The sequence below is a fragment of the Streptomyces cyanogenus genome (assembly GCF_017526105.1).
Classification (GTDB): Bacteria; Actinomycetota; Actinomycetes; order Streptomycetales; family Streptomycetaceae; genus Streptomyces; species Streptomyces cyanogenus.
Map to the genome: position 1 here is coordinate 3,217,453 of NZ_CP071839.1, position 21,433 is coordinate 3,238,885.

A 21,433-nucleotide genomic window follows, 5' to 3' on the forward strand; every position below is an offset into this window, starting at 1 on the left:
CGGCGCACCGCCGGTCCCGCACCGGCTCCCCTCCCGGTCAGAACCTGATCGAGTTGATGGACTCCGCTATCGAGTTCAGGAAGCGATTGATCGATGGTGCCATGCCGGTCGAGGCCAGGAAGAAGCCGAAGAGGATCGCGACGATGGCGGGGCCGGCCTTGATGTTCCCCCCTCGGATCAACACCACCAGGATGATCGCCAACAGCAGCACCACGGACAGTGAAATGGCCACAACTGATCACACACCCTCGGTCGGTCCGCTCTCCCGGCCCGGAGGTACGGCCTGCACCCCCGCCAGAACCATCGTGCCACCAACCGGCCCGCCCTATGCGGCCCATGACACGACGTCGGGGGCGGGACCGGCGCGGGCGATGCGCCGTCCGGTAATTCGAGCGGAGCGGCGCGCCGGACTGGCCTGGAAATTCCGTGACTTCGTTTCCGTGCCCACACATGATGCGCGCAGGTAATTCGAATTGATGATACAGAGACGAGGTATGCCCCAATTAGTCAGGATGAATCGGGACATCAGGGGTGAACTGACGACCCGTGTGTGCCCGTCATCATGGGAACGAGATAGGCACGTTCGGGAAATGAGCGGGTACCCGGAGGTGATAACCAGGAATGACTGCGGGAGTTTTACGAAATCCCGCAGACGACGCTAGGGTGCCTGAGATGTTTGACGCCGCCTCGTCCCCCGGCCAGAACCGCAGACCACTCCCCCCGGCACAGCAGCCGGCGGACGGGGTGCCCGCTCCGCGGACCCCGACGAGTGCGCCGGAAACGCAGCCGAAGGCGGACAGACCCGGCAAACAGCGCGACTCGTTCTTCGACAACGCCAAGTACCTGGCCATCGTGCTGGTGGCGATGGGGCACTCGTGGGAGCCGCTGAAGGGCGACAGCCGCATCCTGGAGGGCGTGTACACCGTCGTGTACGCGTTCCACATGCCGGCGTTCATCATCATCTCCGGCTTCTTCTCGCGCAGCTTCGACATGCGGCCGGACCGGCTGAAGCGGCTGATCACCGGCGTCGTCGTGCCGTACGTCCTGTTCGAGACGGCGTACCCGCTCTTCAAGAACGCCGTCACCGGCGCGCACGAGGAGATCAGCCTCCTCGACCCCTGGTACCTCACCTGGTTCCTGGCCGCCCTGTTCGTCTGGCGGCTGACCACGCCCGTCTGGAAGCTGGTGCGCTGGCCGCTGCCGGTGGCCCTGGGCATCGCCATGCTGGCGACCGTCAGCCCGAACATCGGTGACGACCTCGATCTGCAGCGGGTCCTGCAGTTCCTGCCGTACTTCGTGCTCGGCCTGTGCATGAAGCCGGAGCACTTCCACCTGGTGCGCCGGCGCTGGGTGCGGATCGTGTCGGTGCCGGTGTTCGCGGTGGCGCTGGCCGTCGGCTGGTGGGCGGTGCCGCGCATGGCCACCGGGTGGTTCTACCACCGGGACTCGGCGCAGGAGCTGGGCGCGCCGTGGTGGTGCGGTCCGGTGATGACGCTCGCCCTGATGGGCTGCTCGCTGGCGCTGACGGCGTGCTTCTTCGCCTGGGTGCCGCGCCGGCGGATGTGGTTCACGGCGCTCGGCGCGGGCACGCTCTACGGCTATCTGCTGCACGGCTTCCTGGTGAAGTTCGGTGACTACCGCGGCTGGTTCGAGCACGCGTGGCTGCACCGGCCGCTCGGCGAGATCCTGGTGACCGTGCTGGCGGCGGCAGCGGTGACGGTGCTGTGCACCGGGCCGGTGCGGCGCGTCTTCCGGTTCGCGATGGAGCCGAGGATGGAGTGGGCGTTCCGGCAGGACGCGGCCGCGCTGGCCCGCGAGCGGCAGAAGCCGCGGGAGACGGCCGGGGTCTAGCGGGTTCGTCCAGGTCACCGTTCACAGACCGAGAAGTGCGCGCATGCGGGCGTACTTCTCGGTCAGTCGTTTCCGGGTCGGCTCGTCCAGCACGGCGAGGCGCCTCGGGTCGGCGTTGTGCGCCAGGTCGGCCTCCTTCACCAGCGGGGCGCCCCGGGTGGCGAGGATCCGGCGCGCGTACGCCTCCGGTTCCTCGCCGGGGCGCTTGGTGAGGGCGTCCACGATGGCCTTGGTGCGGGGGCTCAGCGCGGCGGTGGCCAGCCAGTCGCGGGTGAGGGCGTCGTCCTCGACGGAGTCGTGCAGCCAGGCCGCCGCGATCTGCTCCGCGTCGCCGCCGCGGGTGCGGACGCCTTCCGCGACCGCGGCGAGGTGCTCGGTGTACGGCCGCCCCGCCTTGTCGGTCTGGCCCTCGTGGGCGGCGCGGGCGATGGCCTCTACCTCGGCGAGTGTGAGAGGGGTCATGAGGGCAGTGTCCCTTGGAGGGTGCGAAGGGCGCGCCGTCGGCGGCTCGCGGGTGTGGGTGGCCAGGGGCTTCGGCGGCGGGCGCGGGGCCGGGTCGTACGTGGGCGGGTGGGAGGAGCGGGCTCCGTCACCGAGCGCGGGTGTGCCTCGGCCATCGACGGCGAGTCCGCCCCGCGTCAGCGGGGGGTCGAGGGGGGTTCGCGGCAGATCAGCAGGAGGGCCCGGTCGTCGTTGACGTCCTTGGCCACTGCCTCGATGAGGTGCCAGGCCGCGCCGTGGAAGCCGCCGGAGACGTAGCGGTCGGCCTCGCCGGTGAGGCGGTCGATGCCCTCGACGATGTCCCGGTCGGAGGTCTCCACCAGGCCGTCCGTGAAGAGCATCAGGACGTCGCCGGGGCGCAGGGAGCCCTTGACGGGGTCGAACTGGGCGCCGTCGTACACCCCGAGCAGGGGGCCCTCGGCGGCCTTCTCCTCCCAGCGTCCGCTGCCCGCGCTCAGCTGGAGCCCCGGTGGATGGCCGGCGGAGTACAGCTCGTAGTCGCCGGAGTCGAGGTCCAGGACCAGGTGGATGGAGGTGGCGAAGCCCTCGTCCCAGTCCTGGCGGAGGAGGTAGCCGTTCGCGGCGGGCAGGAAGGCGTGCGGGGGCAGGGAGCCCAGCAGGCCACCGAACGCGCCCGAGAGCAGCAGGGCCCGCGAACCCGCGTCCATGCCCTTGCCGGACACGTCCGTGAGGACGACCTCCAGGGTGCGGCCGCCGTTCGTACGGGCCGCGACCACGAAGTCACCCGAGAACGACTGGCCGCCCGCCGGACGCAGCGCCATCTCGTGGTGCCAGCCCTGCGGCAGCTTCGGCAGCTTGCTCTGCACCCGGATCCGCTCGCGCAGGTCGAACAGCATGGTGCCGCCGCGCCGCCAGGGCACCCCGACCCGGCTGCGGAACTGCGCGGTCAGCAGCCCGAAGAAGCCGCACGCGGCGACCACCAGGACGATGCCCGGAGTGACCCGGGAGGGGCCCTCGGTGTACGGGCCGAGCCGTACCGACTCCACGATCAGCGCGGTGGCCGCCGCCGCGTACAGGCCGAGCAGGCTCGCCGGGCGCAGCAGCAGGCCGCCGGCGACGATCGGCAGGACCAGGGTGGCCGGGGAGCACCACACCGAGTCCAGCAGGGTCATGGCCGCGAGGACGGGCACGGTGAGCAGCAGTCCGGCGAAGGCGATCCAGTCCGAGCCGTCGCCGCGGAAGTAGTCCACGGCGCTTCTGCGCAGGCCGACGCGGACCCGGTGCCACTGCTTCTTGCACCGGGCCGTGAACGTCTCGGCCTTCGCGCGCCGCTGTCGTCCTGCTGCCATTAGTCCGGGACCCTATCCAGCCGACCGGCTGCTTGGCACGGGAGGTCCCACTTGTCCCCCTGTGAGATTCCGCTTCTCCGTTGTTCCGCCGGGCCCGTCGGGGGTCTTCCGGGCTCCGGGCGGGGAGAAATTCGGTGGCTGGTCCCGCTTCGCCCTGATAGGCATGGCCCATGGGGACTGACCACGGAACCGAGTTGAAGCCGCTGTGCCCTGAGGAGTTCGACCGGTGGTGGGACCACCTGATCCGGGCCTTCGGCGGCGGCCCCGCCTCGGCCGAGGAACGCGAACTGGACCGGTCCGTCACCGAGTTCGACCGCTCCCTGGGCGTCTGGGACGGGGACACGCTCGTCGGTACGTCCGGGGCCTTCAGCTTTCGGATGACCGTGCCGGGCGGCGCGTTGGTGCCCACGGCCGGCGTGACGATGGTCAGCGTGGCCGCGACGCACCGGCGCCGGGGGGTGCTGACGTCGATGATGCGGCGGCTGCTGGACGACGCGCACGCCAAGGGCGAGCCGCTGGCCGCGCTGTTCGCCTCCGAACCCGCGATCTACGGCCGGTTCGGGTACGGCACGGCGACCTTCCAGCTCAACGCCGAGATCGACACCAGCCGGGTGACCCTGGCGCTGCCGGAGGGCACCGACGAGGTGCGCGTGCGCTACGCGCCGCCGGCCGACGTCCTGGCGGAGTGCGAGGCGGTGTACGCGGCCCTGGTACCGCGCCGCCCCGGCATGCTCGCGCGGCTGCCCGGCTGGGAGCGGGCCGCGTTGGTCGACCCGGAGAGCGAGCGGGAGGGGGCGTCGGCGCTGCAGTGCGTGGTCGCCGAACGGAACGGCGAGGTCACCGGGTACGCGCGCTTCCGCACCAAGATGGGCTGGGGGCCGAGCGGTCACGACGGCACGGTGACCCTGGAGGACCTGGCCTCGCTCGATCCGGCGAGCGAGGCCGCGCTGTGGCGCTTCCTGTTCGGCATCGACCTGATGACGACGCTGAAGGTGCGGGCCCGGCCGGTCGACGACGCCTGGCAACATCTGGTCTCCGACCTGCGCCGCTGTCTGCCGCAGCCGCGGGACGCCGCGTACGTCCGGCTCGTGGACGTGGGAGCGGCCCTGTCGGCCCGTACGTATCTCACGCCCGTCGACGTCGTGTTCGAGATCGAGGACGCCTTCTGCCCCTGGAACACGGGGCGGTGGCGGCTGACGGGTGACGCGAAGGGCGCGTCCTGCGAGCGGACGGCCGACGCGGCCGACCTCGCCCTGTCCGTACGGGAATTGGGTGCGGCCTATCTGGGCGGGGTGAGTCTGCTGTCGCTGGCGGCGGCCGGGCGGGTACGGGAGCTCAGGCCGGGGGCGCTGGCGGAGGCGTCGGTGGGCTTCGGCTCACCGGTGGCCCCGTGGTTCCCGCACGGCTTCTAGGGTCTTCCGTTTGCATCAGGCCGGATCAGGGCGCGGCGCCGGGCCACGCGGGCCCGGCGTGATCCGAACGACGGGCCCCGGGTCAGCGCTGCTGGCAGCCGGGGCACCAGAAGAGGTTGCGGGCGGCGAGGCCGGCGGTCCGGATCTCGCTGCCGCAGACGTGGCAGGGCAGGGTGGCGCGGCGGTAGACGTAGACCTCGCCGCCGTGGTCGTCCACGCGGGGCGGGCGGCCCATCGCCTCCGGGGTGTGCTCCGGGCGGACGGTGTCGATCCGGTTGTTCCGCACGCCCTCCCGCATCAGGTCCACCAGGTCGGCCCAGAGGGCGTCCCACTCGGCCGGGGTGATGTCCCGGCCGGCGCGGTAGGGGTCGATGCCGTGCCGGAAGAGGACCTCGGCGCGGTAGACGTTGCCGACGCCGGCCACGGTCTTCTGGTCCATGAGCAGCGCGGCGATCGTCGTACGGCTGCGGGAGATCCTCCGGTACGCCGTGCGCGGGTCGGCGTCCTCGCGGAGCGGGTCGGGGCCGAGCCGGTCGTGGATCGCCTGCTTCTCGGCGTCCGTGATCAGGGCGCAGGTGGTGGGGCCGCGCAGGTCGACGTACGACGTGTCGGTCGCGAGCCGGAGCCGGACGGTGTCGGTGGGCGGGGGTGCCGGGGCGTCGCCGAAGCCGACCTTGCCGAAGAGGCCGAGGTGGATGTGGATCCAGTCGGCGTCCCGGAAGCCCAGGAAGAGGTGCTTGCCGTGGGCTTCGGTGGCGGTCAGCTCGGTACGGTGCAGGAGGGCGGCGGCGTCGGAGAACTTGCCCTGGGGGCTGGTGACGTGGGGGGCCGTGCCGAGGAAGTGCTCGGCGTAGTCCTGGGCCAGCCGATGGATCGTGTGCCCTTCCGGCACGGTGGGGTGTCCTTTCGGTTGCTCGCCCGCCCGGCCACCCGTCCCGGTCGGTCCAGAGGTGGACGAGTGGGCCGGGCTGCGGCGTCCGCCACCCGCCTCCGGTGGGCGCGCCGTCGTCTTTCCACCCGCCCACCCGTCTCGGTCGGTCGAGAGGTGGACGGGTGGGGCCGGGGTGGGCGGACCGGTCGGGGTGAAGCGGCGTGCCCTGGGGTCTCCGGTCCGGCCCGACAGGCGGTCGGGCCGGCGGAGGTCACTGCTGGGGGTGGTGGGGCGGGATCGGGGGGAGGTCGCCCGTGGTCTCGTACGACGCCAGCATGTCGATGCGGCGGATGTGACGCTCGTCACCGGAGAACGGGGTGTTGAGGAAGACCTCGACGAACTTGGTCGCCTCCTCCGTGCTGTGCATCCGCGCACCCACGGCCACCACGTTGGCGTTGTTGTGCTGGCGCCCGAGCGCCGCCGTCTCCTCGCTCCAGGCGAGCGCCGCGCGCACACCCTTCACCTTGTTCGCGGCGATCTGCTCACCGTTGCCGGAGCCGCCGATCACGATGCCGAGGGCGTCCGGGTCCGCGGCCGTCCTCTCCGCGGCGCGGAGGCAGAAGGGCGGGTAGTCGTCCTGGGCGTCGTAGATGTGCGGCCCGCAGTCGACGGGCTCGTGGCCGGCGGCCTTCAGCCACTCGGCGAGGTGGTTCTTGAGTTCGTAGCCCGCATGGTCGGAGCCGAGATACACGCGCATGCAACGAGTGTGACACGCCCGTTTCCGGGCAGCAGCCCCGGGTGGCGACGGGCGTCCGACAGGAAATCTGTGAGCCAGGCCATTGATCCTCAAGGAAACCTCAAGTAACAATCCGGATTCAGAGGTTCCCGAATTCGTTCACCTCGGATTCACTGGACCGACTCGTACACCGCTCGTGCGGGCAGCTTCACCTGGCGCAAAGGAAATCCGTCCATGACCCCTGGTTCGGGCCTCCAAGCAGGACTGAAAAACCGCCACCTCACGATGATCGCTATCGGTGGCGTCATCGGAGCCGGCCTCTTCGTCGGCTCCAGCTCCGGTATCGCCACCGCGGGACCCGGCATCCTCCTGTCCTATGCCCTCGTCGGCACCCTCGTCGTGCTCGTGATGCGCATGCTCGGCGAGATGTCCGCGGCCAATCCGACCTCCGGCTCCTTCTCCGCGCACGCCGACCGTGCGCTGGGCCGCTGGGCCGGGTTCTCCATCGGCTGGCTCTACTGGTTCTTCTGGGTCGTCGTGCTCGCCGTCGAGGCGACCGCCGGCGCGAAGATCCTCGAAGGCTGGGTCCCGGCCGTCCCGCAGTGGGGCTGGGCACTCATCGTGATGGTCGTGCTGACCGCGACCAACCTCGTCTCCGTCGGCTCCTACGGCGAGTTCGAGTTCTGGTTCGCCGGCATCAAGGTCGTGGCGATCGGCGCGTTCATCGTCGTCGGTCTGCTCGCCGTGTTCGGCGTGCTGCCGGGCGTGGACGCCGAGAAGGCATCCTTCGGCAACCTCACCTCGCACGGCGGCTTCCTGCCGCACGGTCCGGGTGCGATCCTCACCGGCGTGCTGCTGGTCGTCTTCTCCTTCATGGGCAGCGAGATCGCCACCCTGGCGGCCGGCGAGTCCGAGGACCCGCAGAAGGCGGTCACCAAGTCGACCAACAGCATCATCTGGCGGATCGGCGTCTTCTACCTGGGCTCGATCCTGGTCGTGGTCTCGCTGCTGCCGTGGGACGACAAGTCCATCGCGAAGGACGGCTCCTACGTCGCCGCCCTGAACTCGCTGGGCATCGCACACGCCGGTGAGATCATGAACTTCATCGTGCTGACCTCGGTGCTGTCCTGTCTGAACTCCGGCCTGTACACGGCCTCCCGTATGGCCTTCTCGCTCGGTGAGCGGGGTGACGCGCCGAAGGCGTTCGCGCGGGTCAACAGCCGGGGCGTGCCGATGGCGGCGATCCTCGCGTCGGTCGTGTTCGGCTTCGTCGCCGTCTTCTTCAACTACCTGTCCCCGGACAAGATCTTCCTCTTCCTGGTCAACTCGTCCGGCGCGGTGGCCCTGTTCGTGTGGCTGGTCATCTGCTTCTCGCAGCTGCGGATGCGGAAGATCATCCAGCGCGAGGCGCCGGACAAGCTCATCGTGAAGATGTGGCTGTACCCGTACCTGACCTGGGCGACGGCCGCGCTGATCGTGTTCGTCCTCGGCTACATGCTGACCGACACCGAGCACGACGGCCGGGAGACCGTGCTGCTGTCGCTGCTGGTCGCGGCGATCGTGCTGGTGATCGCCGTGGTGAAGGAGCAGATCAGGCCGGGCCGCCCGGCTCCCGCGGCCGAGGCTCCGGCCGACAAGGTGTCCGTCGGCTGACCCGACCCGCACCGGCAGGGCCGCATGGCCTGACGCACACCGTCAGGCCATGCGGCCCTGCTGCGTTCCCGGCCCCGGGGTCACCGCCGCTCCCTGGATGCGGACGCTCCGCGGCGACGGGGCGCGCTGACTGACGGCAGATGGCCGCGGCAGCCGAGCGGTGCGGGCCCGCGCCGCGCCAGGGGCCCCTCCTGCGCGGTGAGCAGTGGGGAAGGATGCACACCGAGCGTGGGCGCGGCCTCGTGCGCTCTGGGCGGCCGGTCCCGGACGTGCCCGCACCGAGCCCGGCCGCGGCGTCGCGCGCCCTGGGCGGCGGGCCCCGATTCCGCCGCTCTGGCCGGTCCGCCGCAGCAGTTCCCCGTCCCGGTCGAGAGGCCGGCCACCTGAGCGGTTCCCGCTGCCGATGCCGACGGCCGGGGAGCGGGCGGGGACCGCGCCGGACCCGGTGGGAGTGGGCGGCGGCCGTGCCGGACCCGGTGGTCGGGCTGTCGGGCGGGGGCACCGCTCGGGGGCGGGAAGCGAGGGCGGTGCGGGAGCGGGGCCCGGTCGGGACACCACTCGGGACGGGGAAGCGAGACACGGTGCCGGAGCGGGGCCCGGTCGGGACACCACTCGGGACGGGGAAGCGAGACACGGTGCCGGAGCCGAACCCGGCCGGGACACCACTCGGGACGGGAAAGCGAGACACGGTGCCGGAGCGGGGCCCGGTCGGGACACCACTCGGGACGGGAAAGCGAGACACGGTGCCGGAGCCAAACCCGGCCGGGACACCACTCGGGACGGGAAAGCGAGACACGGTCCGGGAACCGAACCCGGCCCGGACACCACTTGGGGCCGAGGAGCAAGGCGCGCGGCAAGGCTGTTCGGCTCGGAAACGAGGGAAGAGGCTCGCCGGGGTCCGTTCGGCTCGGAAACGCGGAAGAGGCCCGCCCGGATCACGGAGACCTGTGACCCGGCGAGCCTCTTGCGGCGGGAACGAGCGCGTCAGCGCTTGTCGACGAGCTTCCACGCGGTGGGCAGCAGGCCCATCGCCAGGGCCGCCTTCACGGCGTCGCCGATCAGGAACGGGGTGAGGCCGGCGGCGACGGCCTGGGAGGCCGAGAGGTCGGCGGCGTAGGCCAGGTACGGGACGCCGACCGCGTAGATGATCGCCTCGCCCAGCAGCATGGTGCCGGCCATGCGCAGCACGGAGCGGTCGGCGCCGCGGCGGGCCAGGGCGCCCACCACGGTGGACGCCAGCAGCATGCCGAGGATGTAGCCGAAGGACACCGACGCCCCGGAGGTGCCGTGGGCGAACCACGGGACGCCGGCGAGCCCGGCGAGGGCGTACACGGCGAGCGCGGCGAGGCCCCGGCTCGCGCCCAGCGCCGTGCCGACCAGCAGCGCGGCGAAGGTCTGGCCGGTCACCGGCACCGGGGAGCCGGGGACGGGGACGGCGATCTGGGCGGCCAGGCCGGTGAGCGCGGCGCCGCCGAGCACGAGCGCGACGTCGCGGACGCGGGACGCGGGGAGCAGGTCGGCGAGTACCTCGCGGGGGCGGGCGGTGGCGGCAGCGGTGCTCATGGGTACTCCGCGGGTGACGGGGACATGCTGGGACACGGTGACGCTATCCCAGCCCCCTCGGGCCGATCACCGTCAGCGCTCGACAAAGGGCGGAACCGGAGCTTGGTGGGCTCCGGACAAAGGATGCCGGTTACACCGGTCCGGTCGTGAGACTGATCACAGAGGCAGGGACGTCTGGCTCACTGGACCGGGCGCCGGGGGGACTGTGGGATCCCACCAAACGCATTCGGGTCGTCTGGCCGGATTCCCCTTCGCTGCCCTACCCTTCCAGCCATGGTTGCCCAGGCCCGGAATCTCACCTCGCGTCGCTATGTCGACCTGCGACGCCAGGGCACGGCCACCTGTCGCCGCCCCGGGTAGGGGCGGGCTCCGGCGCGCCTCTGTCCTCCGAGACGTGTCGGCCCCGTTCCCGAGGACGGTCCTCATGCCCCGTACCGCGGCTCCCACCCTGCCCTCCCCCGTTCCGCGCGCCGCCGACAGCGACCGGCGGCGCACCAGCGCCAGTGTCGTACTGCGCTCCGTGCTGGAGCACGGGCCGGTGGCGCGCAGCACCATCTCCCGGCTGACGGGCCTGTCGCCCGCGTCGGTGACCGAGCACTGCGCCCGGCTCGCCGAGCGGGGCCTGATCCGGGAGTCGGCCGAGCCCCGCCGCTCGAACGGGGTCGGCCGCCCGCACCAGCCCCTCGACCTGGACGACACCCGCTTCCTGGTCGCCGGCGTGCACGTGGCCGTGCCGTACACGACGGTGGCGCTGCTGGATCTGCGCGGCCGGGTGGTGGCGCGGCGGGAGCTGCGGCACGAGCGGACCGAGCCCGGCTGGGTGCTGGCGCGGGCGGCCGAGGGGCTCGCGGGGCTGCTCGCCGGGGTGCCCGGCCGGCGCCCGCTGGGGGTCGGGGTGGCGGTGGGCGGCTGGGTGGACCGGGAGACGGGCACCGTGGTCGAGCACGAGCTGCTGGGCTGGCGGGAGGTGCCGGTGCGGGAACTGCTCGGCGCCCGCACCGGCCTGCCGGTCCAGGTGGACGGGCACGCGCGGGCGCTGGTCCACGGGGAGCGGCTGTTCGGGCGGGCCCGGGGCAGCCGGAGCGTGCTGCACCTGTTCGTGGGCAACGTGGTGGACGCCGCCTTCTCCACCCATGCCGAGGTGCACTACGGGCCCCGGTCGGCGGCCGGTGCGATCGCCCATCTGCCGGTGCCGGGCGGCACCGAGCCGTGCGCGTGCGGCCGTACCGGCTGCCTCCAAGTGGAGCTGAGCGAGCGGACGTTGTGCCGGCGGGCGCGGGCGGCCGGGGTGATCGGATCGGCCAACCCGATGCACGTGGTGGCCGCGGCGGCGGGCGGGGACCCGGTGGCCAGGCGGCTGCTGGTGGACCGGGCCCGGACGACCGGGCGGGCGGCCGGGCTGCTGCTGGACGTGCTGAACCCGGAGACGGTCGTGGTCACCGAGGTCGGTGTCATCCACTTCGAGGACTGCCTCCAGGCGCTGCGGGAGGCGGTCGGCCCGGAGCGTTCGGCCGCCGTCGTACCGACGAGTTTCCCGGAATCCGTGCTCGCGGTGGCGGGCGGATCGGTCGTGCTGGACGCGCTCTTCCGGGATCCGATGGGTGCGTCACCTGAGAGTATTTAATTCAGAAACTCGGAATGTTGACAGGGGGCGAGCGTGACCGGGAACATCCTGGTCATGAGCCCTCTCACCAGCTGTCGCACCGTCTGTTGCTGACATATTGCCGCGCATGAAGCGCGTGTTTCCCGCTGTGTGAGCTCCTCTTCCTCCGGCCTTGTCCGCCGGAATCCCTCCTGCCTTCCCGGCCTTTTCCCGTTCTTTTTCTCCTGGGAGTCCTCCCATGCACCGTCGTGCCTTTCTCACATCCGTTTTCGGCGCGTCCGCCGCCGTGGCCGGCCTGTCCGGCTGCGCGCAGGGCAACGCCGCCGCCGACACCAGCGGAGCCGCCACCAAGCCGCTCGCCGGCAAGGTCCCGGCCGGCACCAGCCTGAAGATCGCCTCCTATCTGGGGCAGCAGCAGCTGCAGTTCAGGCTGGCGAAACTGCCCGAGCTGCCGTTCACGGTGTCCGACTGGGTGAACATCGGGGCGGGCCCGGACGTGATCAACGCGTTCCGCGCCAAGTCGCTGGACCTCGCCAACAACGCCGGCATCCCGCCGATCCAGGCCCACTACCAGGGCTTCGCCGCGAAGATCGTGGCGATCGACATCACCCGCAAGCCCAACTACCTCTTCGCCACCAGGCCCGGCAGCGACGTCCGCGCGGTCGCGGACTTCAAGGGCAAGAGGCTCGCGTTCTCCCAGGGCCAGGCGCAGGGCGTGGTGCTGCTGCGGGCGCTGAAGAAGGCCGGCCTGGCCTACGACGAGGTGAAGCTGGTCCCGCTGACCAGCAACCAGTTCTTCACCGCCCTGCAGTCCGGGCAGGTGGACGTGGCCCCGCTCGCCATCAACCAGGCGCCCGCCTACCTGAAGCAGTACGAGCCCAAGGGTGCCCGCTCCATCCCCACCGACGTCGTCGACCTGCTCAACCTGCTGTGGGCCCCGCAGTCGGTGCTGAACGACCCGGCGAAGGCGGCCGCGGTAGCCGCCTACATCCCGCAGTGGGCCAAGGGCCAGGTGTGGCAGTACGAGCACCCGGACGTGTGGGACGAGGAGTTCTACGTCAAGACGCAGAACCTCACCCTCGCGCAGGCCCGGGGCATCACCGAGCTGGCCAACAAGCCGCTCTTCCCGCCCAGCTGGGACGAGGCGATCCGGTGGGAGCAGGAGACCGCCGATCTGCTCGCCGAGGGCGGCTTCGTGAAGAAGTTCGACGTGTCCTCGCTCTTCGACCACCGCTTCGAGTCCATCGCCGCCAAGGCCGTACCCGAGGAGTACCGGAGGTGACCGCCGTGACCACGACGACGGCCGTGGTGGCGCCGGCCGCCGGGGAACTCTCCCAGGTCCGCAGGCGCCGCCGCCTGTCCCCCGGCCGCCGGCTGCCCGCCGCCCGGCTGGCCGGCCCGCTGACGCTGCTCGCCGTGTGGGCCGCCGCCTCGGCCGCCGAAGCCCTCGACCCGAGCGCGATCCCGGCGCCCTGGACGGTGCTGAGGACGGCCGGCCACCTGTGGACGGACGGCACGCTGCCCACCGATGTGCTGACCTCGCTGCAGCGGGCCGGCTACGGCTTCGCGATCGGCCTGACCGCCGGGGTGGTGCTCGCGCTCGTCTCGGGTCTGAGCCGGGCCGGGGAGGCGCTGATCGACGGGACCGTGCAGCTCAACCGGGCGATCCCCACCCTCGGTCTGATCCCGTTGTTCATCCTCTGGCTGGGCATCGGCGAGACCTTCAAGATCGCCATCATCGCGATCGTCGTCTACGTACCGATCTATCTGAACACGCACGCCGCGCTGTCCGGCATCGACAGCCGCTTCGTCGAACTCGCCGAGGTCCAGGGCCTGTCGCGGCTCGCCTTCGTCCGCCAGGTCGTGGTCCCCGGCGCGCTGCCCGGATTCTTCGTGGGACTCCGGCTCGGCGTGACCGGCTCCTGGGTGGGCCTGGTGGTCCTGGAGCAGATCAACGCGACCAGCGGCCTCGGCTACATGATGTTCCAGGCGCAGAACTACGGCCAGAGCGACGTCATCCTGGTCGGCCTGCTCATCTACGGCGTCTTCGGCCTGGTCTCCGACAGCGTGGTCCGTCTCGTCGAACGGAGGGTGCTGCCGTGGCGTCGCACACTCGGCAACTGATCCGGCCCGCCGTGCGGCTGCGCGGCCTGACCCGGTCGTTCGAGGGCCGTACGGTCCTCGACGGCATCGATCTCGATCTGCCCGCCGGGCAGTTCACGGCCCTGCTGGGGCACAGCGGCTCCGGCAAGTCGACCCTGCTGCGGGCGATCGCCGGCCTGGACCACGGGGTGGCCGGCGGCGGGCAGCTGACGGCGCCCGAGCGGGTGTCGGTCGTCTTCCAGGACTCGCGGCTGCTGCCCTGGCGGCGGGTGCTGGACAACGTCCTGCTCGGCCTGGACGGCAAGGACGCCCGGGAGCGCGGCCGGGCGGCCCTGACGGAGGTGGGCCTGGGCGGCCGGGAGCGGGCCTGGCCGGGCGAGCTGTCCGGCGGCGAGGCCCAGCGGGCGGCGCTCGCCCGTTCCCTGGTGCGCGAGCCGGAACTGCTGCTGGCCGACGAGCCGTTCGGCGCGCTGGACGCGCTGACCCGGATCCGGATGCACACCCTGCTGCGCGAGCTGTGGCAGCGCCACCGGCCGTCGGTGCTGCTCGTCACCCACGACGTGGACGAGGCGATCGTGCTCGCCGACCGGGTCCTCGTCCTGGACTCCGGCCGCATCGGCCTCGACCTGACCATCGACCACCCCCACCCGCGCTCCTACCGGGAGCCGGTGCTGGGCGAGTACCGCGAGCGGCTGCTGGCCGCCCTCGGCGTCACGGAGGACCACCGGTGACCACGAGACAGCTCCACCTGAACGCGTTCCTGATGAACACCGGCCACCACGAGGCGTCCTGGCGGCTCCCGGAGAGCGACCCGTACGCCCACGTGGAGCTGAGCCACTACGTCGGGCTCGCCCGGATCGCCGAGCGCGGCACCTTCGACTCCCTGTTCCTGGCCGACGGCCCCCAGCTGTGGGGCAACCTCGCCCAGCGGCCGGCCGGCGCCCTGGAGCCGCTCACCCTGCTGACCGCGCTGGCGACGGCCACCGAGCACATCGGCCTGATCGCCACCGCCTCGACCTCCTACAACTCCCCCTACAACCTGGCCCGCAGGTTCGCCTCGCTGGACATCGTCAGCGGCGGCCGGGCCGGCTGGAACATCGTCACCACCGCCGGCGCGGAGGCCGCCCGGAACTTCGGGCTCGACGCGGAGCCCGCGCACGCGGAGCGGTACGCCCGCGCCGCCGAGTTCCTGGAGGTGGCCCGCAAGCTGTGGGACAGCTGGGAGGACGACGCGATCGTCGCCGACAAGGCGGCCGGTGTCTGGGGCGACGACCGCAAGATCCACCCGCCCCGGCACCAGGGGACGTACTTCGCCGTCGAGGGCGCCCTCAACGTGCCGCGCACCCCGCAGGGCTACCCGCTGCTGGTGCAGGCCGGCTCCTCGGAGGACGGCAAGGCCTTCGCCGCCCGGTACGCGGAGGCGGTGTTCACCGCCCAGCAGACCCTCGCCGACGCACAGACCTTCTACGCCGACCTGAAGTCCCGCACCCGGGCCGCGGGCCGGGACCCGGGGCACGTGAAGGTGCTGCCCGGGATCGTGCCGGTCCTCGGGTCGACGGAGGCGGAGGCGCGGGCCGCCGAGCGGCTGCTGGAGGACCACATCGTGTACGAGCACGGGGTGGGCCGCCTGGAGAGCCTGCTGCAGCTGCCGGCCGGGACGCTGCGGCTGGACGGCCCGCTCCCCGCCGACCTGCCGCCCGAGTCCGCCATCGAGGGTGCCAAGAGCCGCTACACGCTGGTCGTGGAGCTGGCCCGGCGCGAGCGGCTCACCGTGCGGCAGCTGGTCGGCCGGCTCGGCGGCGGGCGCGGGCACCTCACGTTCGCCGGGACGCCCGAGCAGGTCGCCGACGAGATCGAGACCTGGTTCACGCAGGGGGCCGCCGACGGCTTCAACATCATGCCCGCCGTGCTGCCCTCCGGTCTGGAGGCGTTCGTCGAGCACGTCGTACCCCTCCTGCGCGCCCGCGGTCTGCTGCGCACCGGGTACGGGCCGCGGCAGACCCTGCGCGAGCGCTACGGCCTGCCCCGCCCCGCCAACCAGTACCTGACCCCCGACCCCGACCCCGCCCCCGCCCTCGTCTGAGAGGAATCCCCATGTCCATCGAGATCACCAAGGTCACCGCGCGCATCGGCGCCCGTGTCTCCGGCGTCGACGTCTCCCGCCCGCTCGCGCCGGAGGAGGTCACCGCGGTCCGGGAGGCGCTGAACGTCCACAAGGCGCTCGTCTTCGACGACGTGCGCCTGGACGACGCCGGCCAGCAGGCCTTCGCCCGCCATCTCGGCGACCTCACCACGGCCCACCCGACGGTGGGCGCGGTCGACGGCGCCCCGAACGTACTGCCGGTCGACAGCGAACGGGGCCGCGCCAACCACTGGCACACCGACGTCACCTTCGTCCTCAACCCGCCGCAGGCCAGCACCCTGCGCTCGCTCACCGTCCCGCCGTACGGCGGCGAGACGCTGATCGCCAACGCGGCGGCGGCCTACCGGGACCTGCCCGAGCCGCTGCGCCGCCTGGCCGACACCCTGTGGGCCGAGCACACCAACGACTACGACTACGCGGTGCCGGACGAGGAGATCGACGCGGAGAAGGCCGCCCAGCGCGCCCAGTTCACGTCCATCACCTACCGCACCGCCCACCCGGTGGTCCGGGTGCACCCGCTGACCGGGGAACGGGGGCTGTTCATCGGCGGGTTCGCACAGCGGATCGTCGGCCTGTCGGCCGGCGAGTCCCGCAAGATCCTCGACCTGCTCCAGGCGTACGTCACCCGCCCGGAGAACGTGCTGCGCCACCGCTGGTCGGAGAACCAGCTGGTCCTCTTCGACAACCGCATCACCCAGCACTACGCCATCGACAACTACGACGGACTGCCGCGCCGGCTGCACCGCGTGACGGTCGCGGGTGACATCCCGGTCGGCATCGAGGGCAAGGAGAGCTACTCGATCGAGGGGGACGCCTCCCACTACACACCCGTGGCCGCGTAGCCGTATATTCACCGTCCGTACGACAAGGTGTCCGGATAGTGGGCGGCCTCTTCGCGTGAGCGGACGGCCGCCCACACTGGCGGGGTTTTTGCCCGCCCATCGCCCTGGGGAAGCCGCGCCCATGCCCAGTAGTACGACCAAGGAGACACCGCCGCAGCAGCAGGCGGACGGCTCCCTCTCCCATGGCCTCAAGCAGCGCCATCTGTCGATGATCGCCCTCGGCGGTGTGATCGGCGCGGGCCTGTTCGTCGGCTCCGGTGCCGGCATCGCCGCCGCCGGCCCGTCCATCGTGATCGCCTACACCCTCTCCGGCCTCCTGGTGATGCTGGTGATGCGGATGCTCGGCGAGATGTCCGCCGCCTACCCGTCGTCGGGTTCCTTCTCCGCGCACGCCGAGCGGGCGATCGGCCCGTGGGCGGGCTTCGCCGCCGGCTGGTCGTTCTGGGTGCTGCTGTGCACGGCGGTCGGCCTGGAGGGCATCGGCGCGGCGCACATCGTCTCCGGCTGGCTGCCCGGCACACCGGAGTGGGTGTGGGTGGCGCTGTTCATGGTCGTCTTCTGCGGCACCAACCTGGCCGCCGTGAAGAACTTCGGCGAGTTCGAGTTCTGGTTCGCCGCGCTGAAGGTCGGCGCGATCAGCCTGTTCCTGGTCCTGGGCGCCCTGGCCGTCGCGGGCGTGCTGCCCGGCACGGACTCCCCCGGCACCTCGCACCTCGCCCACTTCTTCCCGCACGGCAGCGACGGCCTGATCATCGGCCTGCTCGCGTCCGTCTTCTCCTACGGCGGCATGGAGACGGTCACCATCGCCGCGGCCGAGTCGGAGAACCCGGTCAAGGGCGTGGCCTCCGCCGTCCGTACCGCGATGTGGCGCATCGCCCTGTTCTACATCGGCTCCATGGCGGTCGTCGTCACCCTCATCCCGTGGGACTCCAAGGAGGTCGTCGAGAAGGGCCCGTACGTCGCCACGCTCGACCACCTCGGCATCCCCGGCGCCGGCCAGCTGATGAACGTCGTCGTCCTGGTCGCCCTGCTCTCGGCGATGAACGCCAACATCTACGGCTCCTCGCGCATCGCCTACTCGCTGGTCGAGCGCGGTCAGGGCCCGAAGGCGCTGGCGAAGCTGTCCGGCGGGGTCCCCCGGATCGCGGTCCTCGTCTCCTGCGTCCTCGGGTTCGTCTGCGTCCTGCTCAGCTACTGGAGCCCGAACGGCGCCTTCAAGTGGCTGCTGAACATGATCGGCGCGGTGATCCTGGTCGTCTGGATCTTCATCGCGGTCTCCCAGCTGATGCTGCGCCGCCGCATCGAGCGCGAGGCCCCGGAGAAGCTGGTCGTGCGCATGTGGGCGTTCCCGTGGCTGACCTGGGTCGCGCTGGCCGGCATGGTCGCGATCTTCGTCCTGATGGCCCGCGAGCCGGACACCCGGGTGCAGCTGTACTCGACGGGCGCGATGACGCTGGCCCTGGCGGCCGTCGGATACCTCTGGCAGCGGGCGCGCGCCCGGCGCTGACCGCCCTACCTCCCGGCGAAGGCCCCCGCGTGTGACACGTGGGGGCCTTCGTGGTGCTCCGGCTCCCCGCCGCGCGTGAAGGGTGAGAAGACGATCACGAGGCCGGGAGCTTTATTGCAACCTAGTTGCAATTGCAGCTTAACAGCAGGAAGGGACGTTGAGGGAGAGCAAGGCGGTCCGCTCGCCCTCGATCCGCAGCTCGGTCAGCGCCGCGTTGTGCAGCCCCGGCAGGACCCTGCGGTACTCGGCCATCGGGATGCTCAGCAGGGAGCACAGCACCAGGCGGAGCAGGGTGTTGTGGGCGACGACCAGGACCCGCTCGCCGGGATGGGCGGCGGCGATCCGGCGCAGGGCCGCGGTGCCCCGTGCCGCCGCCGCGCGGGGGTCCTCGGCGCCGGGGAACGGGTGCGCCACCGGGTCGGCGCGGAACGCCTCCGCCGCGGCCGGGTCCTCCGCCGCGAACTCCGCGAGGGTACGGCCCTCCAGCACGCCGAAGTCGCACTCCCGCAGGCCGGGTTCCCGGCGCGGGGTGAGCCCGAGGGCCCGGCAGGCCGGCTCGGCGGTGGCGACCGCCCGGGACAGGGGAGAGGTCCACACCGCGTCCACCGGGTGCCCGGCGGCCCAGCGCCCCAGCGCCTCGGCCTGGTCGCGCCCGGTGTCCGTCAGGGCCACGTCGCTCACGCCCGCGTACCGGTTCTCGGCGTGCCACACGGTCTGCCCGTGCCGGGCGAGGAGGAGGGTGGTGGGAGTCATGGGCAGCAGTATCCCGGGCGGAGCGGGTCTCACAGCCGCGCCCGCGCGTGCGCGGCCACCGGGTGCGGCAGCCACCCCCGCGCCTCCAGCTCCCCCACCAGCCGGGCGTAGGGCTCGGTGAAGCGGGCGGTGCGGCCGGGGCGGGGCTCGACCGTCGTGCCGGTGCGCACCATGCCCTCGGCCACCGCGGCGAGCGTCGGCCCCGCCCCGGTGCCGTACGCGGCCAGGGCCGCCATGCCCAGGGCCGGTTCGGTGCGGGCCGGGACGCGCAGCGGGCGGCCCAGGACGTCGGCGCGCAGCTGGGTCCAGTAGGCGCTGCGGGCGCCTCCGCCGGTGACGGCGAGGGTGCCGTCCAGGGGGGCGCCCAGGTGGTGGAGGTAGTCCAGGCAGAGGCGTTCGGTGAAGGCCACGCCCTGCAGCAGGGCCGCCCACAGGTCGGCGTCCGACTCCGGGTCGCCGAGCAGCAGGGAGGTGGCCCGCGGCGCGCGGAAGGGGAAGCGTTCGCCGGGCGAGACGAGCGGGTAGGCGACCGCGGTCGAGGGTTCGAAGGCGGCGGCGCGGGCGTCCAGCGCGGCCGGGTCCGCGCCCGGGAAGCGGGCCGTGAGCACGCCGGCGCCGACGCTGGAGGCCCCGCCCGGCAGCCAGCTGCCGTCGGGCGCGCGGTGGTTGTAGACCACGCCGGCCGGGTCGGACACCGGCTGCGCCGCCGCGCCCTTGAGTACCAGCGTCGTCCCCAGCACCGAGTTCCAGGCGCCCTCGCGCAGCGCGCCGGCGGCGATCTGGGCGGCGCAGCCGTCGGTCATGCCCGCGACGACGGGCGTGCCGGCCGGGATTCCGGTGGTCTCGGCGGCGGCCGGGCAGACCTCGCCGAGCCGGGTGCCGGGCCGCACCACCTCCGGCAGGACGCCGGCGGGCAGTCCGGTGAGGTCGGGCCAGGCCTCGCGGCGCAGGTCGTAGGCCGTCTTCAGGGCGTGGCTGGAGTCGCTGGGCACCGGGTGGCCGACCAGCCGGGCGGTGATCACGTCCGGCTGGTGGGCGACCCGGCCCAGGCCGTGCGCGCCGACCAGCCAGCGCGCCTTGGGCAGCGCCCAGGTGTCCTGCACCGCGAGCCCGGCGGAGCGCAGCCGGCCCGCCTCGGCGGCGGCCCGCCCGTCGTCGTACATCAGCGCGGGACTCACCGGCCGGCCCGCGTCGTCCGTGAGCAGCACCGTCCCGGACGTCCCGCACACCGCGACCCCGGCCACCCGGACCCGTGCCCCGGCGAGCGCCGCCCGGCAGGCCGTGCCCACCGCCGTCCACCACTCCCCCGGGTCCTGCTCGTGCCGCACCCCCTCCCGGCGCCCCCGGGTGAGCGGCGCCGAACCGCTGCCGGGCACCCTGCCGTCGGCCGTCACCAGCAGCGCCCGTACCCCCTGCGTGCCGAGGTCGATCCCGAGCCACGCCTCATCCATCCGAACCTCCGCTCTTCGCGACCGGTCCTGTGAACTTCCCGTGTTCCTCCGAGATTTCCCGCTGATTTCCCCGTGCACAAGGGATTGACGGCGTTTCACCGCCGTTACACCCTCTGTTGTCGGGTCGACTCGCACGGTGAAGCCGCCCCACCCACCGCCCTGCCGACGGAGGTCCCGGATGGACAGGCACGTGCACGCCGGCCGTGCGGCCCGGGAACTGCCGGCGTCAAAGACCGGCCGGGCGCAGGTCCCGGGACGGCGCACCGGGAAGAGCGCGTGATGAGCGGCACCGGTGCACAGCAGGGACCCGCGGCCCGGCAGGCCGCGCTGACCGAGCTCGTCCTCGCCGAGGGCTCGGCGAGCGCGGCCGAGCTGGCCGAGCGGTTCGGGGTGAGCCTGATGACCATCCACCGGGACCTGGACGAGCTGGAACGGCAGGGCGTCGTACGGAAGTTCCGCGGCGGGGTGACCGCGCAGCCGTCCGGGGTGTTCGAGTCGAACGTGCAGTACCGGCTGAAGACGATGCGCCCGCAGAAGGCCGCGCTCGCCGAGCGGGCGATGCGGCGGATCGAGCCCGGCATGGCCGTCCTGCTGGACGACTCCACCTCCGCCCTGGAGATAGCCCGCCGGCTGCGGCTCGGCGAGATCACCCCGCTCACCGTCGTCACCAACTTCCTGGAGGCGATCAACCTCCTCGCCGACCAGCGGGGCATCCACCTGGTGGCGCTCGGCGGCGACTACGACCCGCTGCACTCCTCCTTCCTCGGGGTGTCCTGCGTGGAGGCCGTCGGCCAACTCCGGGTCGACGTCGGCTTCGTGTCCACCTCGGGCGTGCACGGCGGCTACGCCTACCACCAGGAGCAGCACATCGTCTCGGTGAAGCGGGCGATGCTCGACATCGCCGCCCGGAACGTCCTGCTCGCCGACCACACCAAGCTGGGCCGGGTCGCCCTGCACCGGGTGGCCCCGCTCTCCCGCTTCGACCTGCTGCTGGTGGACGACGGAGCCACGCCGGAGGCGCTGCGCGACCTGGACGAGCACAAGGTGCCCTACGAGGTGTGCGCCACCGCCGCCGGCCCGAGGGAGGGCGACGACCGTGCCGGAGCCACGTGAGCCGCCCACCGCCCGGTGGTG

The 21,433-nt window shown here is 72.4% G+C and carries 19 protein-coding genes; 11 read left to right on the forward strand and 8 right to left on the reverse strand.

The features are described 5' to 3' along the window. Nucleotides 1-37 precede the first annotated feature (37 nt). Nucleotides 38-232: a hypothetical protein gene (locus S1361_RS14415; RefSeq protein WP_030648672.1), complete on the reverse strand. Its 195-nt coding sequence runs from the start codon at nt 230-232 to the stop codon at nt 38-40. 440 nt (nt 233-672) lie between these two features. On the opposite strand from S1361_RS14415, the gene S1361_RS14420 reads away from it, so the two are divergent. Beyond that, nucleotides 673-1,851 (forward strand): acyltransferase family protein, encoded by a 1,179-nt coding sequence (locus S1361_RS14420; protein ID WP_208032248.1) that lies wholly within the window; start codon nt 673-675, stop codon nt 1,849-1,851. Nucleotides 1,852-1,872: 21 nt separating this feature from the next. Here the strand turns inward: S1361_RS14420 and S1361_RS14425 are convergent, their stop codons facing one another. Both S1361_RS14425 and S1361_RS14430 read right to left on the reverse strand, forming a co-directional pair. Then, nucleotides 1,873-2,313 (reverse strand): HD domain-containing protein, encoded by a 441-nt coding sequence (locus S1361_RS14425; protein ID WP_208032249.1) that lies wholly within the window; start codon nt 2,311-2,313, stop codon nt 1,873-1,875. Nucleotides 2,314-2,489: 176 nt separating this feature from the next. Beyond that, entirely contained in the window at nt 2,490-3,662 is a 1,173-nt protein-coding gene (locus tag S1361_RS14430; RefSeq protein ID WP_208032250.1) for a PP2C family protein-serine/threonine phosphatase, read from the reverse strand. Nucleotides 3,663-3,832: 170 nt separating this feature from the next. Between S1361_RS14430 and S1361_RS14435 the strand changes: the two genes are divergently transcribed. Beyond that, a complete protein-coding gene (locus tag S1361_RS14435; RefSeq protein ID WP_208032251.1) occupies nt 3,833-5,074 on the forward strand; it encodes a GNAT family N-acetyltransferase in 1,242 nt (413 codons plus the stop codon). 82 nt (nt 5,075-5,156) lie between these two features. Here the strand turns inward: S1361_RS14435 and S1361_RS14440 are convergent, their stop codons facing one another. Beyond that, nucleotides 5,157-5,966, reverse strand: coding sequence for an Fpg/Nei family DNA glycosylase (locus S1361_RS14440; protein ID WP_208032252.1), 810 nt, complete (start codon nt 5,964-5,966; stop codon nt 5,157-5,159). 250 nt (nt 5,967-6,216) lie between these two features. Next, the gene (locus tag S1361_RS14445) at nt 6,217-6,702 is read right to left on the reverse strand and encodes a ribose-5-phosphate isomerase (protein WP_208032253.1); all 486 of its coding nucleotides are present in this window, start codon (nt 6,700-6,702) and stop codon (nt 6,217-6,219) included. 213 nt (nt 6,703-6,915) lie between these two features. Here S1361_RS14445 and S1361_RS14450 point away from each other — a divergent pair, with 213 nt between their 5' ends. After that, nucleotides 6,916-8,334 carry an amino acid permease gene (locus S1361_RS14450; RefSeq protein WP_208032254.1) on the forward strand — a complete coding sequence of 473 codons (1,419 nt, stop codon included), beginning with the start codon at nt 6,916-6,918 and terminating at the stop codon, nt 8,332-8,334. Nucleotides 8,335-9,318: 984 nt separating this feature from the next. Here the strand turns inward: S1361_RS14450 and S1361_RS14455 are convergent. Continuing rightward, the gene (locus tag S1361_RS14455; protein ID WP_208032255.1) at nt 9,319-9,897 is read right to left on the reverse strand and encodes a biotin transporter BioY; all 579 of its coding nucleotides are present in this window, start codon (nt 9,895-9,897) and stop codon (nt 9,319-9,321) included. Nucleotides 9,898-10,321: 424 nt separating this feature from the next. Between S1361_RS14455 and S1361_RS14460 the strand changes: the two genes are divergently transcribed. The 7 genes from S1361_RS14460 to S1361_RS14490 all read left to right on the forward strand — a co-directional run bounded on the left by S1361_RS14460 (nt 10,322) and on the right by S1361_RS14490 (nt 18,095). Continuing rightward, nucleotides 10,322-11,521: an ROK family transcriptional regulator gene (locus S1361_RS14460; RefSeq protein WP_208032256.1), complete on the forward strand. Its 1,200-nt coding sequence runs from the start codon at nt 10,322-10,324 to the stop codon at nt 11,519-11,521. Between the two features lie 217 nt (nt 11,522-11,738). Then, nucleotides 11,739-12,782: an ABC transporter substrate-binding protein gene (locus S1361_RS14465; protein ID WP_208032257.1), complete on the forward strand. Its 1,044-nt coding sequence runs from the start codon at nt 11,739-11,741 to the stop codon at nt 12,780-12,782. Then, a complete protein-coding gene (locus tag S1361_RS14470; protein WP_208032258.1) occupies nt 12,779-13,624 on the forward strand; it encodes an ABC transporter permease in 846 nt (281 codons plus the stop codon). Before S1361_RS14465 ends, S1361_RS14470 begins: the two co-directional genes overlap by 4 nt. After that, nucleotides 13,600-14,334, forward strand: a complete 735-nt coding sequence (locus S1361_RS14475) for an ABC transporter ATP-binding protein (RefSeq protein WP_208032259.1) — start codon at nt 13,600-13,602, stop codon at nt 14,332-14,334. Before S1361_RS14470 ends, S1361_RS14475 begins: the two co-directional genes overlap by 25 nt. After that, nucleotides 14,331-15,686, forward strand: coding sequence for an LLM class flavin-dependent oxidoreductase (locus tag S1361_RS14480; RefSeq protein ID WP_243769171.1), 1,356 nt, complete (start codon nt 14,331-14,333; stop codon nt 15,684-15,686). Before S1361_RS14475 ends, S1361_RS14480 begins: the two co-directional genes overlap by 4 nt. An 11-nt stretch (nt 15,687-15,697) precedes the next feature. After that, nucleotides 15,698-16,588, forward strand: coding sequence for a TauD/TfdA dioxygenase family protein (locus tag S1361_RS14485; protein ID WP_208032260.1), 891 nt, complete (start codon nt 15,698-15,700; stop codon nt 16,586-16,588). 121 nt (nt 16,589-16,709) lie between these two features. Continuing rightward, the gene (locus S1361_RS14490) at nt 16,710-18,095 is read left to right on the forward strand and encodes an amino acid permease (RefSeq protein WP_208032261.1); all 1,386 of its coding nucleotides are present in this window, start codon (nt 16,710-16,712) and stop codon (nt 18,093-18,095) included. Between the two features lie 138 nt (nt 18,096-18,233). Here the strand turns inward: S1361_RS14490 and S1361_RS14495 are convergent, their stop codons facing one another. Next, nucleotides 18,234-18,848, reverse strand: coding sequence for a histidine phosphatase family protein (locus S1361_RS14495; protein ID WP_208032262.1), 615 nt, complete (start codon nt 18,846-18,848; stop codon nt 18,234-18,236). A gap of 29 nt (nt 18,849-18,877) precedes the next feature. Then, nucleotides 18,878-20,299 (reverse strand): FGGY-family carbohydrate kinase, encoded by a 1,422-nt coding sequence (locus S1361_RS14500; RefSeq protein WP_208032263.1) that lies wholly within the window; start codon nt 20,297-20,299, stop codon nt 18,878-18,880. Nucleotides 20,300-20,578: 279 nt separating this feature from the next. Between S1361_RS14500 and S1361_RS14505 the strand changes: the two genes are divergently transcribed. Then, on the forward strand, nt 20,579-21,412 hold the full coding sequence (locus S1361_RS14505) for a DeoR/GlpR family DNA-binding transcription regulator (protein ID WP_208032264.1): 834 nt from the start codon (nt 20,579-20,581) through the stop codon (nt 21,410-21,412). Nucleotides 21,413-21,433: the final 21 nt, after the last annotated feature.

Bases quoted from the DNA above. Each gene is read 5' to 3' on its own strand.
- S1361_RS14420 (WP_208032248.1), top strand. From the start codon at position 673: ATGTTTGACGCCGCCTCGTCCCCCGGCCAGAACCGCAGACCACTCCCC.
- S1361_RS14425 (WP_208032249.1), bottom strand. From the start codon at position 2,313: ATGACCCCTCTCACACTCGCCGAGGTAGAGGCCATCGCCCGCGCCGCC.
- S1361_RS14430 (WP_208032250.1), bottom strand. From the start codon at position 3,662: ATGGCAGCAGGACGACAGCGGCGCGCGAAGGCCGAGACGTTCACGGCC.
- S1361_RS14435 (WP_208032251.1), top strand. From the start codon at position 3,833: ATGGGGACTGACCACGGAACCGAGTTGAAGCCGCTGTGCCCTGAGGAG.
- S1361_RS14445 (WP_208032253.1), bottom strand. From the start codon at position 6,702: ATGCGCGTGTATCTCGGCTCCGACCATGCGGGCTACGAACTCAAGAAC.
- S1361_RS14450 (WP_208032254.1), top strand. From the start codon at position 6,916: ATGACCCCTGGTTCGGGCCTCCAAGCAGGACTGAAAAACCGCCACCTC.
- S1361_RS14455 (WP_208032255.1), bottom strand. From the start codon at position 9,897: ATGAGCACCGCTGCCGCCACCGCCCGCCCCCGCGAGGTACTCGCCGAC.
- S1361_RS14460 (WP_208032256.1), top strand. From the start codon at position 10,322: ATGCCCCGTACCGCGGCTCCCACCCTGCCCTCCCCCGTTCCGCGCGCC.
- S1361_RS14465 (WP_208032257.1), top strand. From the start codon at position 11,739: ATGCACCGTCGTGCCTTTCTCACATCCGTTTTCGGCGCGTCCGCCGCC.
- S1361_RS14485 (WP_208032260.1), top strand. From the start codon at position 15,698: ATGTCCATCGAGATCACCAAGGTCACCGCGCGCATCGGCGCCCGTGTC.
- S1361_RS14490 (WP_208032261.1), top strand. From the start codon at position 16,710: ATGCCCAGTAGTACGACCAAGGAGACACCGCCGCAGCAGCAGGCGGAC.
- S1361_RS14495 (WP_208032262.1), bottom strand. From the start codon at position 18,848: ATGACTCCCACCACCCTCCTCCTCGCCCGGCACGGGCAGACCGTGTGG.
- S1361_RS14500 (WP_208032263.1), bottom strand. From the start codon at position 20,299: ATGGATGAGGCGTGGCTCGGGATCGACCTCGGCACGCAGGGGGTACGG.
- S1361_RS14505 (WP_208032264.1), top strand. From the start codon at position 20,579: ATGAGCGGCACCGGTGCACAGCAGGGACCCGCGGCCCGGCAGGCCGCG.